Source organism: Streptomyces sporangiiformans (assembly GCF_005768555.2).
Lineage (GTDB): Bacteria > Actinomycetota > Actinomycetes > Streptomycetales > Streptomycetaceae > Streptomyces > Streptomyces sporangiiformans.
Window position 1 is genome coordinate 19,375 of the sequence record NZ_VCHX02000070.1, and the last position, 12,275, is coordinate 31,649.

13 protein-coding genes are annotated in these 12,275 nt (G+C 70.0%); 5 read left to right on the plus strand and 8 right to left on the minus strand.

The window, feature by feature from the left end; genetic code table 11:
• Positions 1–24: 24 nt before the first annotated feature.
• The 6 genes from FGD71_RS06595 to zapE form a co-directional block, all read right to left on the minus strand.
• Positions 25–1,398, minus strand: coding sequence for a PhoX family protein (locus FGD71_RS06595; RefSeq protein WP_119099442.1), 1,374 nt, complete (start codon positions 1,396–1,398; stop codon positions 25–27).
• 93 nt (positions 1,399–1,491) lie between these two features.
• Complete coding sequence (locus tag FGD71_RS06600) at positions 1,492–2,508, minus strand: slipin family protein (RefSeq protein ID WP_240436427.1); 1,017 nt, start codon at positions 2,506–2,508, stop codon at positions 1,492–1,494.
• Between the two features lie 210 nt (positions 2,509–2,718).
• Positions 2,719–4,218, minus strand: coding sequence for a SulP family inorganic anion transporter (locus tag FGD71_RS06605; protein WP_119099443.1), 1,500 nt, complete (start codon positions 4,216–4,218; stop codon positions 2,719–2,721).
• An 8-nt stretch (positions 4,219–4,226) separates the two neighbouring features.
• A complete protein-coding gene (locus FGD71_RS06610; RefSeq protein WP_119099444.1) occupies positions 4,227–4,817 on the minus strand; it encodes a carbonic anhydrase in 591 nt (196 codons plus the stop codon).
• 149 nt (positions 4,818–4,966) lie between these two features.
• Complete coding sequence (locus FGD71_RS06615) at positions 4,967–5,392, minus strand: hypothetical protein (RefSeq protein WP_119099445.1); 426 nt, start codon at positions 5,390–5,392, stop codon at positions 4,967–4,969.
• Positions 5,393–5,580: 188 nt separating this feature from the next.
• Entirely contained in the window at positions 5,581–6,675 is a 1,095-nt protein-coding gene (gene zapE, locus FGD71_RS06620; RefSeq protein WP_181359132.1) for a cell division protein ZapE, read from the minus strand.
• A 37-nt stretch (positions 6,676–6,712) separates the two neighbouring features.
• Between zapE and FGD71_RS06625 the strand changes: the two genes are divergently transcribed.
• The 4 genes from FGD71_RS06625 (at position 6,713) to msrB (ending at position 10,143) form a co-directional block, all read left to right on the plus strand.
• Positions 6,713–7,519: a pyrimidine reductase family protein gene (locus FGD71_RS06625; protein ID WP_119099446.1), complete on the plus strand. Its 807-nt coding sequence runs from the start codon at positions 6,713–6,715 to the stop codon at positions 7,517–7,519.
• Between the two features lie 72 nt (positions 7,520–7,591).
• A complete protein-coding gene (locus FGD71_RS06630) occupies positions 7,592–8,065 on the plus strand; it encodes an indole-3-glycerol phosphate synthase (protein WP_181359133.1) in 474 nt (157 codons plus the stop codon).
• 220 nt (positions 8,066–8,285) lie between these two features.
• Complete coding sequence (gene murC / locus FGD71_RS06635) at positions 8,286–9,674, plus strand: UDP-N-acetylmuramate--L-alanine ligase (protein WP_119099448.1); 1,389 nt, start codon at positions 8,286–8,288, stop codon at positions 9,672–9,674.
• 61 nt (positions 9,675–9,735) lie between these two features.
• The gene (gene msrB / locus FGD71_RS06640; protein WP_119099449.1) at positions 9,736–10,143 is read left to right on the plus strand and encodes a peptide-methionine (R)-S-oxide reductase MsrB; all 408 of its coding nucleotides are present in this window, start codon (positions 9,736–9,738) and stop codon (positions 10,141–10,143) included.
• Positions 10,144–10,337: 194 nt separating this feature from the next.
• Here msrB and FGD71_RS06645 read toward each other — a convergent pair whose 3' ends face one another.
• Positions 10,338–10,901, minus strand: a complete 564-nt coding sequence (locus tag FGD71_RS06645) for a snapalysin family zinc-dependent metalloprotease (RefSeq protein WP_420878244.1) — start codon at positions 10,899–10,901, stop codon at positions 10,338–10,340.
• A gap of 181 nt (positions 10,902–11,082) precedes the next feature.
• Here FGD71_RS06645 and FGD71_RS06650 point away from each other — a divergent pair, with 181 nt between their 5' ends.
• The gene (locus FGD71_RS06650) at positions 11,083–11,484 is read left to right on the plus strand and encodes a DUF4345 family protein (protein WP_240436428.1); all 402 of its coding nucleotides are present in this window, start codon (positions 11,083–11,085) and stop codon (positions 11,482–11,484) included.
• Positions 11,485–11,556: 72 nt separating this feature from the next.
• On the opposite strand, the gene FGD71_RS06655 is transcribed toward FGD71_RS06650, so the two are convergent.
• Positions 11,557–12,267 carry a maleylpyruvate isomerase family mycothiol-dependent enzyme gene (locus FGD71_RS06655; protein ID WP_119099450.1) on the minus strand — a complete coding sequence of 237 codons (711 nt, stop codon included), beginning with the start codon at positions 12,265–12,267 and terminating at the stop codon, positions 11,557–11,559.
• Positions 12,268–12,275 lie beyond the last annotated feature (8 nt).

Here is a 12,275-nt window from a genome sequence, read left to right on the forward strand (position 1 = left end):
GCACTGGTGTCCTTGATCGCGGTGCTACCTGTGCCAGGGGCCCGTCACCGCGAACGTGGTGCCGGGCGTGTAGCAGTTCACGTACATCGTCCTGCCGTCGGGGGAGAAGGTGACGCCCGCGAATTCGCCCCACTCCGGCTTTTCGGGAGTGCCGATGTTCTGCCGGTTGCGCGCCATCGCGTACACCTCGCCGCGCCGTGTCACGCCGTAGACGTGCTGCGCGCCCTCGCCGTCCTCGCAGACCATCAGGCCCCCGGTGGGCGCGAGGCAGATGTTGTCCGGCTCCTCGCCGGGCAGCTGTACGTCGGTGTCGGGGCCGAAGACGATCACCAGGGTCAGTCGGCGCGCACCCGGGTCGTAGCGCCAGATCTGGCCGAAGTGGTCAGCCGCCGACCCCTCGGCGCTGCGGGCGAAGGACGAGACGAAGTACACGCTCTTCCCGCCCCAGTAGCAGCCCTCCAGCTTCTGGGCGTGGGTGATGCCCTTGGGGCCGAAGTCCTGCAGACGGATGGGGGTTTGGGCCGCGAGCGGGTCCGGTACGTCCACCCACTCGATACCGTCGAAGGTGGCGCCCGTCTCCTGGATCGTGGAGAGGTCCGGTACGCCCGGCACGCGCATCGCCTGGAGCCGCCCACCCGCACGGAGCGAACCGCGGCCGCCCTCGGGCTTCTTGGGCAGGAAACGGTAGAACAGGCCGAAGGGCTTCTGGAAGGCGTCCTCGGTTTCATAGACGATGCCGCGCCGCGGATCGACGGCGATCGCCTCGTGCTGGAAGCGGCCCATCGCGGTCAGCGGTACGGCCCCGGTGCGGTGCGGGTCGGCCGGATCGACCTCGAAGATGAAGCCGTGGTCCTTGGTGTAGCCGTTCGTCCCGGCCTTGTCCTCGGTCTCCTCGCAGGTCAGCCAGGTGCCCCAAGGGGTGGGCCCGCCCGCGCAGTTGACGGCCGTCCCGGCGATCGCGACGCGTTCTGCGAGTACCTTCCCGCGCTCGTCGAGCGTCAGCGTCGTACAGCCGCCCTTGCCCATCGGGTCATAGGTGAGCCCCTCGACCGTCGGGACCTGGAGCTTCGCGGTGGCACGGTTCTCGTGGTTGCGAACGAGGTGGACCCGGCGGTGTCTGCCGACAGAAGCCCCGGCAAAGGCGGCCATGCCGTCGTGGTTGCTGGGCACCGGGCCCTCACCGGAGCGGAGCTCGTCGCCCTCACGCGACAGCACCCGGTAGCGGAAACCTTCCGGCAGGTCGAGCAGGCCGTCCGGGTCGGGAACGAGAGGGCCGTATCCGGAGTGGCCCAGCGCCGCTGCCGTGCCGGCGAAGAGTTCGGACAGGGCCCCGGAGAACGCGATGCCCGCTCCCAGGGCACCGGAACGGGCGAGCAGTTGCCGTCGTGTGGCGGACATGGAGCAGCCTTCCTGTTGGCGGACAGGATGTTGACCCGCCTGTGTGTATCACGCGGCCAGGACGGCGTGAACCACGCGCGTAGCGTGGCGCTCTCACTGATCGTCGGATGACGTGGACCGTGGGGGAGTCAAGGGGCTGACCTGATCCTCCATGACAGGTTCTTCGACGATCGGTTCTTCGATGACCGGTTCCTCCACGATCGGTTGCTCCACGGCAGGTTCCTCGAGAACCGATTCCTCCAGGACTGATTCCGCCAGGACTGATTCCGCCAGGGCCGATCCATCCGCGCCGGCCCGCTGTTCCGCGTCGGCCCGCTGCTCCGCGTCCCGCGGCTTGTCGGTCTCCAGCCCCTGGTGCGCCCGTTCCAGGAACCGCAGCAGCTCCACCGGGAAGGGCAGTACGAGCGTCGAGTTCTTCTCGGCGGCGACGGCCACCACCGTCTGCAGAAGGCGGAGTTGGAGCGCGGCGGGCTGGTCGGACATCACTCCGGCGGCCTGCGCCAGCTTCTTCGACGCCTGGAGCTCGGCGTCGGCGTTGATGATCCGGGCACGGCGCTCACGGTCGGCCTCGGCCTGCCGGGCCATCGACCGCTTCATCGTCTCCGGCAGCGACACGTCCTTGATCTCGACCCGGTCGACCTGCACGCCCCAGCCCACCGCCGGACTGTCGATCATCAGCTCCAGGCCCTGGTTGAGCTTCTCGCGGTTCGACAGAAGGTCGTCGAGGTCGCTCTTGCCGATGATCGAGCGCAGCGAGGTCTGCGCCATCTGCGAGACCGCGAAGCGGTAGTCCTCGACCCGGATGACCGCGTTGGCCGCGTCGACCACCTTGAAATAGACCACCGCGTCGACACGCACCGTGACGTTGTCCCGGGTGATGCCCTCCTGGGCGGGCACAGGCATCGTCACGATCTGCATGTTCACCTTGCGCAGCCGGTCGACGGCGGGGATGACCATCGTGAAACCGGGCGGACGCGGCTCTCCGAGCAGACGCCCGAGGCGCAGGACCACACCCCGTTCGTACTGCTTGACGATCCGGGCCGCCGCCGCGACGTAGACCAGCCCGGCAATACCGACCGTCACGCCCGCGGCCACCAGCTCCTCAACCATGATGACGACCCCCTGCCCTTCGCGCTGCCAGAGCTGTCGTTCGAGTCGCCGAAATGTCCGACTGTGAACTTGTTATCACAATATGCCTGGCCCGGGGCTCCGGTCGAGCCTCGGGCCAGGTGTGGGGGCGGGTGCCGCGGCGGATATCGGGCGTGCCCGCCAGGGACTCAGGGCGGGCTCGCCAGGAGATCGCCCTGAGTCCCGGGGTGACTACGGCGTGGTGACCTTCACCGGCTCGGTCGCGCTGTGCCGCTCGGCCCAGTTCTCCAGGGCGGTACGGCAGGCGTGGTCCAGGTGGTGCAGGCCGGACATGTCAAGCTCCACCGGCCGGTCCTGGGGCAGCGACTCCAGGTTGTCGAGGATCTTCGGCAGCCGCAGGAAGGTGGCGTTGCCGGACAGGTACGCCTGCACCGGCCCCGCTCCCTTGTCGATGACCTCCAGCTTGATGTGCGAGGCCTCCCAGGCCGTCTTGGCGATCGCCAGGCCGAGCCCGATCAGGACGCCCTCGAACATGTTCACCGCGACGATCGACACGGCCGTGACGACCAGGATCAGCGCCTCGCCCCGGTGCTCGCGCCACATCGCCGCGATCTCCCGCAGCGGGATGAGCTTCCAGCCCGCGTGGACCAGGATGCCCGCGAGCGCCGGCAGCGGAATGTAGGCGAGCGCGGCCGGCAGCAGGACCGCGAACAGCAGCAGCCATGCGCCGTGCATCACCCGGGACGCCTTGGTCCGCGCCCCCGCCTGGACGTTCGCCGAGCTGCGCACGATCACGGCGGTCATCGGCAGGGCGCCGAGCATGCCGCAGACGGTGTTGCCCGCGCCCTGGGCCATCAGTTCCTTGTCGTACTCGGTCCGCGGCCCGTCGTGCAGCCGGTCCACGGCGGCGGCGCTGAACAGCGACTCCGCCGAGGCGATCAGGACGAAGGCCGCGACCGTGCCGAGCACCGCCACATTCCCCAGTTCACCGAAGGCGTCCATCCCCGGCGGCTGGAGCGAGCCGAGGAGACCCTGTACCTCGACGGTCGCCACCGGCAGTGCGAACACCAGCGTCACGAGCGTGGCGAGCGCGACCGCGGCGAGCGGCCCCGGCACCGTACGCACCCGCTTCGGCAGGCGCCTCCACAGTACGAGGACGGCGATGGTGCCGGCCCCGAGGCCGAGCGAGGCCAGCGCCTCGGCGGATCCGGCGGCGTCGGCGAGCATCGCCGGCAGTCCGCCCAGCTTGGCCAGGCCCGAGGCGGGTGCCTCCATGCCCGCCACCGAGTAGAGCTGTCCCGCGATCAGGACGAGCCCGATGCCGGCCAGCATGCCCTCGACGACGGCCACCGAGATGGCCCGGAAGTATCGCCCCAACTTCAGGGCGCCCATGAGAACTTGGATCAGACCGGTGGCCAGCACGAGGACACCGAGCACGGGCAGTCCGAACTCGCGTACGGCCTCGAAGACCAGCACGGTCAGGCCCGCGGCCGGACCCGAGACCTGCAGGCTGCTGCCGGGCAGGAATCCGGTGACCAGTCCGCCCACGATGCCGGTGACCAGGCCGAGTTCGGCCGGTACGCCGGAGGCGACCGCCACGCCCACGCACAGCGGCAGGGCGACGAGGAAGACGACGAGCGAGGCGGCGAAGTCCTGCCGCAGGTGAGGGAACTTCATCCGGTTCTCTGAGAGGTTCGAGCTGGTCTTCGAGCTGTTCACGGAATCACTCATCGGGGCGCTCACAGCGTCGTGAAAGCGTCGGAGTGCACGTCATGGGCCAGTACGGATCCGGTGTGGATCTCGTAGAACCAGCCGTGCAGGCGGAGTTGACCGTCTGCCAGGCGCTGGGCCACGCACGGGTAAGAGCGGAGCCGCAGCAACTGGGTCAGTACGTGGGCCTGAACGGCGTCGGTGACGGTCGGGTCCTCAACCGTGCCTTCCGGACGGGGCGTCGCGTGCGCGAGCCAGTCGCGCACGGCGGGCACGGCGGTCAGGTCCTCGTCGCGCACCAGCGCGCCGACGGCGCCGCAGTGGGAGTGGCCGCAGACGACCACGTCGCTGACGCCGAGAACCTCCACCGCGTACTCGATGGTGGCCGCCTCGCTCGTGGGCTGCCCGGAGGCGTACGGGGGGACGATGTTGCCCGCGGTGCGCAGTTCGAAGAGTTCACCGGGCCGGGCTCCGGTGAACAGGGCCGGGACGACCCGGGAGTCGGAGCAGGTGATGAACAGGGCCTGCGGGGACTGGCCTTCGGCGAGGCGGGCGAACTCCTCGGGGCGCGCAGCGGACTGCTTGCCGAAGGAGCGTGCGTGATCGATGAGGGGCTGCATGTGTCAGTTCCTCCTGGCGCGCCTTGTTGGCGCGTCGGTGTACAAAACGGAGCGCATGCGGGCACGCCGACAGGACCCCCACGTCGACGCGCTCGGCGGACGTGGCGTGGTGAGGGTAGGTCGTGGTCGGCTGGGGCCCGACGGTCACATCAGCAGCGGAAGACCTGAAGTGCCGCTGCGGAATGGGCGGCTGATGATCTGGTCGTGCGGAGAGACGCGGCGCCCACCGTGTGTGAAGTGCCCCCGTCGGTGATCGTGGGATCCCGGGTCAGCAGGGGGCGCGTGGGCGTCTGGGGTGTGGAGTCCGCGGAGCGCTGCCGGTCGCGGACCCTGAAGGGCGGCGTCTTGCCGTCGAGATGCTTGTTCGTACCGCAGCTGACCGATTCGGTGTCGACCGAGCTCTTGGTGCTCTCGGCGGCACGGGCCTGGGTCTCAGATGCGGTGCGGTCCTCGGACGAGATGACGTGGGTGGGGTGTGCGGACGCGAAGGAAACGGTGGGAGCGAACAGTTGCAGGGCCAGTAGGACGGCGGCGAGAAGGACGCCCTGCGTCCGGGCCGTCGTGCCTCGTAACATGTGCCCCCTCTCGGTCGCATCCCATCAGTACTTCTCTCGTCAACACCTAGGTTAACCCGGGAAGTTGTTTGCAGGGTTAACTTAACGTTTCACCCTGAAGAGAACCTGAAGCAGGCTGAAGGAAGCTGAAGCGGGGCCCGGGGGCCCCGAAGCGGAGGGCGTGCGGTTGGTCCGGGCGATCCGGGAGATCAGCCCTTCACCAGACCCTTGGCGTCGCGTGCCAGCGCGGTGAGCCGCGAAATCGCCCGGAAGTACTTCTTCCGGTAACCGCCGTTCAGCATCTCCTCGCTGAACAACTGATCGAAGGGCCGCCCCGAGGCGAGCACCGGCACTTCGCGGTCGTACAGCCGGTCGGCGAGCACGACGAGCCGCAGCGCGGTCGACTGGTCCGGGACCGGCTGCACGTCCGTGAGGCAGACCGCCTTGAGCCCGTCGGTGAGCGCGCCGTACCGGCTGGGGTGGACGCGGGCGAGATGGTCCAGCAGATGCGGGAAGTCGTCGAGCGAGGCGCCCGCGGTGGCGTACGCCGCCTTCGTGACCTGCTCGTCGGAGTACGGCGCGGGGGCCTCGGGCAGCCCGCGGTGGCGGTAGTCCTCGCCGTCGATGCGCAGCGCACGGAAGTGTGCCGACAGGCCCTGGATCTCGCGCAGGAAGTCGGCCGCCGCGAACCGGCCCTCGCCGAGCTTGCCGGGCAGTGTGTTCGACGTGGCCGCGAGCGCCACGCCCGCCTCGACCAGCTTGCCCAGCAGAGTGGACACGAGGACGGTGTCGCCGGGGTCGTCGAGCTCGAACTCGTCGATGCACAGCAGGCGGTGGCCGCTCAGCGTCCGCACGGTCTGCTGGAAGCCGAGCGCGCCGACCAGGTTCGTCAGCTCCACGAACGTGCCGAAGGCCTTGAGCGCCGGCTCCGCCGGGGTCGCGTGCCACAGGGAGGCGAGGAGGTGCGTCTTGCCGACGCCGTAGCCTCCGTCGAGGTAGACACCGCGGGGGCCGGCCGGCCGGCTCTCCGGCTTGCGGGAGAACCAGCGGCGCTTGCCGGCACCGGTGGCGTGCGCGCCGCCCAGACCGGCCGCGAAGTGGTCGAGCACCGTGACGGCCTCGGTCTGGCTGGGCTGGTTCGGGTCCGGGATGTACGTGGCGAAGCGGACCGAGTCGAAGCGCGGCGGCGGCACCATCTCGGCGACCAGCCTGTCCGCGGGGACGTGCGGCTCACGGGCGCACAGGGACAGTGGGGACTCGTCGGCTATCGGGTCGGTCGCGGAGGCGGCGGTGGAGGTGGGCACGGTTCCCCACTCTACGGGCCGTGCAACACTGCACGATATGCGACGCCTGTTCCCTGTGACCGACGAGACAGTGGCCGGGGCCTCCGGCGGGGCCCGTGGCAGGGACGCGCTGGACGACGCCACGGACCGTGAGTGGGGGCTGGAGGAGCTGGCCGAGGCCTACGCCTACCCCGACGTCCACGAACCCTGGCTGCGCGCCAACATGGTCTCCACTCTCGACGGAGCCGCCCAGCACGAGGGTCACTCGCAGCCCATCTCCAGCGAAGCCGACATGCGGATCTTCGGCACGCTGCGAGGGCTCGCGGACGTGGTGCTGGTCGGCGCGGAAACGGTACGCCAGGAGGGATACCGCCCGGCACGCGCGCGTGAGGCATTCGCCGCGCTCCGGGAGGCGGCCGGGCAGGGGCCGGCGCCCGCCATCGCCGTGGTCAGCGCGAGCCTCGACCTGGACTTCGCGCTTCCGCTGTTCACCTCCCCCCTGGTGCCCACGCTGCTGCTCACGGGAGCCGCCGCCGCGCCCGACCGGATCGCGGCCGCCGAGAAGGCCGGCGCCCAGGTGGTGATCGCCGGGGACGGCATGGGTGTGGATCCCGCTCGGGCCGTACGCGCTCTGGGCGACCTCGGTCTGCGCCGGCTGCTGACCGAGGGCGGGCCGCGCCTGCTCGGCCAGCTGGCCGCGTCCGAAGTCCTGGACGAGCTCTGCCTGACGATCTCCCCGATGCTCACCGTGGGCGACGCGCAGCGCATCGCCGGAGGGCCCGCGCCGGCCGTACCCAAGAGGTTCGAGCTGGTCTCTCTGCTGGAGGAGGCCGGGTTTCTCTTCAGTCGATACCGTCGAACCTGACAAAACGGACCTGTCGCTACAGACCTGTCACTACGGACCTGTTATTACGGACCTGCCGAAGGGGCGCCTGTCGTGTTCACTAGCGTATTGATGATCGAGAAGGCCCTGACGTCCGCCGACGTGGAGTTCGTCACCACGTTGCACGGGGACGAGAAGGTCGCCTTCCACGTGCTGCTCCAGCCCCGCGGCGACCAGGCGGACCGGCTGCTGCGGGCCATCGACGACGTGGCGCTCGGCGAGCTGGACGAGGCGGCCCGCGAGCACGAGACGCCCGAGGGCGAGGAAGCGGCCAGCCAGGGGCAGCAGGCCCTCGAAGTCTCTCTGGTCGCCCTGCGTGCCTCGGGCAGCCAGGCCGAGGGGCGGCTCATCGAGGACCACCCGCTGGACGCGCTGAAGTCCCTGGTCGACGAGAGCGACGCCGACGAGGTGATCGTGCTGACCGACCCCCACTACGTGGAGGAGTTCTTCCACCGCGACTGGGCCTCGCGGGCGCGCCACAAGGTGGGCGTACCGGTGCTGAAACTCTTCTCGCACAGCAAGGTGTAGCGGTGGCGCTGCCGCTGGGCTGGGCCGTGGGCGACGTGGGCGCTGTCGTGGTTCGTCGGGTGCGGGATGTGTGTGGCTGGTCGCGCAGTTCCCCGCGCCCCTTGCGGGGCGACCCCCGCCCCCTTGCGTGGGCGGTCGCCCCTCGGCACGGAATAGGGTGGGGGCGCGCTCTTTCCACGAGCGCCAGCCTCGTCGTATCGGATCTTGGGGAGAAACACGCATGGCAGCCGGCCTTCCTACCGCCATGGACCGACCGCACTTCATCGGCATCGGCGGCGCCGGAATGTCGGGCATCGCGAAGATCCTCGCCCAGCGTGGGGCCAAGGTGGCGGGGAGCGACGCCAAGGAGTCCGCGACGGCCGAGGCACTGCGGGCACTGGGCGCGACGGTGCACATCGGGCACGCCGCGGACCATCTGGCCTCCGACGCCAGCTGCGTCGTCGTCTCGTCCGCGATCCGCGCCGACAACCCCGAGCTGGCCCGCGCAGCCGAGCTCGGCATCCCCGTCGTCCACCGTTCGGACGCCCTCGCCTCGCTGATGCACGGCCTGCGCGCGATCGCGGTGGCGGGCACGCACGGCAAGACGACGACGACGTCGATGCTCGCGGTGTCGCTGTCGGAGCTGGGACTGGCCCCCTCCTACGCGATCGGCGGCGACCTGGACGCCCCCGGCTCGAACGCGCTGCACGGTGAGGGCGAGATCTTCGTCGCCGAGGCCGATGAATCGGACCGCAGCTTCCACAAGTACGCGCCCGAGGTGGCGATCGTGCTCAACGTGGAACTGGACCACCACGCCAACTACGCGTCCATGGACGAGATCTACGAGTCCTTCGAGACGTTCGTGGACAAGATCGTGCCGGGTGGCACGCTGGTGATCGCGGCGGACCACGAGGGGGCGCGCGAGCTGACGCGGCGCGTCAGGGCCGGTGACGTCAGGGTGGTGACGTACGGCGAGTCCGCGGACGCCGACGTACGCATCCTCTCGGTCACCGCCCAGGGTCTGAAGAGCGAGGTGAAGGTCCTGCTGGACGGCGTCGAGCTGACCTTCGGGGTCTCGGTCCCCGGCCGGCACTACGCGCACAACGCGGTGGCCGCGCTGGCCGCGGGCGTGGCGCTCGGCGTGCCGGCGGCCGAGCTGGCGGTGTCGCTGGGGGCGTACACGGGCGTCAAGCGCCGTCTCCAGCTCAAGGGCGAGGCGGCCGGCGTGCAGGTCATCGACTCGTACGCGCACCACCCGACGGAGATGACCGCGGACCTGGAGGCGATGCGGGCGGGTGCCTCCGGCCGCATCCTGGTGGTCTTCCAGCCCCACCTCTTCTCCCGCACCCAGGAGCTGGGCAAGGAGATGGGCCAGGCGCTGTCCCTGGCGGACGCCTCGGTCGTCCTGGACATCTACCCGGCGCGCGAGGACCCGATCCCGGGCGTGACGAGCGAGCTGATCATCGAGGCGGCGAGGGCCGCGGGCGCCGATGTGACGCCCGTCCACGACAGGGCGGACATCCCTGCCGTGGTCGCGGGAATGGCCGAGCGGGGTGATCTCGTTCTCACCATGGGCGCGGGTGACGTGACGGACCTGGGCCCGCGGATCCTGGACCGCCTGTCGGCGTGAGCGACTGGCGAAGCAAGCGACTGCCGAAGTAACCGTCCGCCGAGGGAAGGGGCTGGGCTTCATGTCGTACGACGTCGAAAAGCCGGACGAGCAGTGGCGGGCGGAACTGACCCCGGCCGAGTACACCGTCCTCCGCCAGGCGGGCACGGAGCCCGCGTTCACCGGCGAGTACACCGACACCAAGACGAAGGGCGTCTACTCCTGCCGTGCCTGCGGCGCCGAGCTCTTCACCTCGGAGACGAAGTTCGCGTCCCACTGCGGGTGGCCCTCCTTCTACGACCCCAAGTCCGCCGACACCGTCGAACTGATCGAGGACCGCTCGCACGGGATGGTGCGGACGGAGGTGCGCTGTGCCAGGTGTGGCTCTCACCTGGGCCATGTCTTCGAGGGCGAGGGTTACCCGACGCCGACGGACCAGCGGTACTGCATCAACTCGGTCTCGTTGCGGCTGACCCCCGATGAGGGCTGACCGGACCGGTCAACGAAACCACCGTCATTTCACCCGTTGAGCTGGAGAGATCGACAAGCCGGCGGACGGCGGCCCCCAAGGGGCGCCATAGAGCGCCGCGCACGATGCCCTGCCCCCGGCGTGCACCGGGCACGAGTGGGGCAGGGCACCGTGGAGTGCTGTGAACCTGCTGGGAAGCGCGAGGAACGGAACGGTCAGTCCCGGTACATCCGCGGCTCGTAGGCGTACGCCGAGCGCTTGCCGGCGGCGGCGAAGTTGTCCTCGACGGCGGCCCGTTCGGAGGCGTCCGGGTCGGGGTTGGTGCAGCCGACCCCGGCCGAGGAGCCGGACATGAGGCTGCTGCACGGGCCGGGTTTCACGTCGGGCAGCCCGAGAATGTGGCCGAGTTCGTGCGCGGCGATGCGGGTGGTGTCGTAGCCGTCGTTCACCGCCTGCCGCCCCATCCACACGGTGCCGTTGCCCAGGCTGGTGGTTTGGGCGCGCGGCCAGCCGTCGTCCGCGAGGATCTCGATGTTGGCCTCGTCACCCGCGGCCACCGGCTCCAGTTGGACGTTGGCCACGCTCTCGTTCCAGACCTCCGCACCGCTGCGGACCGCGTCGACGAACTCCGCGGCCCCCTCCGTTTCGTACGTTAAGACGACCGCGGCGGTGGCCGCCGGAGACGCGGGCGCGGCCGAGGCCGTGGCCTGACCGATGGTCCACGACAGCGCCACCACCAGCATGGTGATCAGCGCCCGCGCGGCGTTTCTGAGTGTCACGGTGATCCTCCTGTGGGGGGAGAGTGTGCTCATCATGCCCATGACATGATGCCGGTCCTCTGCCCCTCCCTCGCCCCTTCCAATCCGTCCGCCGTTCACTCGGCGCGCTGTTGGGGGGCGGCGCCTGGCCGTGACGACGGTGCGTCCCGACGCCCTTTACCCCGGAGGTAATTGAAGGCGCATGCGCTTCGGCGGCAGCCTCCTCGTCATGTCTGCCCTTTGGATAGGTGTCGTCGCCCTCTTCTTCCTTGGCATGGGTTTCTTCGGCCTCATCGCGCCCGCTGCGCTCATCCGGCCCTTCGGTATCGAGCTGACTGCCCCGGAAGCACGTGCCGAGGTCCGCGCCGTCTACGGCGGGTTCGGTGTCGGTTTCGGAATCCTGCTCGGCTGGGTGGCTCTTGGTGCTTCCGGTGATCTGCGACGGGGGATCGTGCTGGCGGCCGCAGTGGCGCTTGCGGGAATGGCTCTTGGGCGGCTGGTGGCCCGTGCAGTGGAGGGTCCGTCGGCGTTCTATCCGGCGTGGTTCTATTTCTGGGTCGAGGTGCTGGGAGCTGGGCTGCTGGTCGCGTCTGTTCTCGGGTGACCTCAGAGCCACATCTTGAAGCGGAGCCCGGGCACCTCGGAGAACGCATACGGGCCCTGCCCGGTGAGGACGTCACACACGGTCCGGTCGCTGTGGTGGGTGGGGCGGCCAGGGCCCGAGAGCGGGCAGCCCCTCCGCCGACACCGGTGAGACCGCGGGCGTACGTCCGGCCAGCCAGGCCGCCAGGTCGCGCACGCGTCCGGTGACCACCGTGCCCGGCGGCCCGTCGCCGACGGACCATTGGCGGCGCACGTCCTCGGCACGGACGCGGGTGCCTGCCGGAACGCGGCCGAGCAGGAAGTCGATGGCGTGTACGGCCAGGTCCTCGGGCCAGTCGTCCGGCCGCACGCCGAGCTCCAGGTCGACCATGTGGATCCATGCCTCGCGCCAGCGTGCGAAGACGGTGGCGGCAAGGTCCGCGTTACGGAACGTGACCGGACGGCCCCAGTCCATTTCGACGGCCCGTGCCCAGGCTGCCTCCAGCCCGGCCGCGTGTGCGGCGAGTTCCGCGCGGTGCTCGGCGGCGCTGCGGCCCGCCGTGGCCTCGATGATCGCGTTGCGCTCGTCCACCCCGCCGTCGTAGCCCGCTACGAGTTCACCACGCAGGGCATGCTCCGCGAGACGGGCGAACATTCTCGCGTTGTCGGTGAGATGCGCGAGAACGTGACCGCGTGACCAGCCCGGAAGGGCGGAAGCCTCGGCGACCTGCTGGTCGTTCAGTCCGGCCACGAGCCTTCCCAGCGTCCCGTGGGCTTCGATCACTGCCGCGACAGGAGGTTGCATGACCCTCC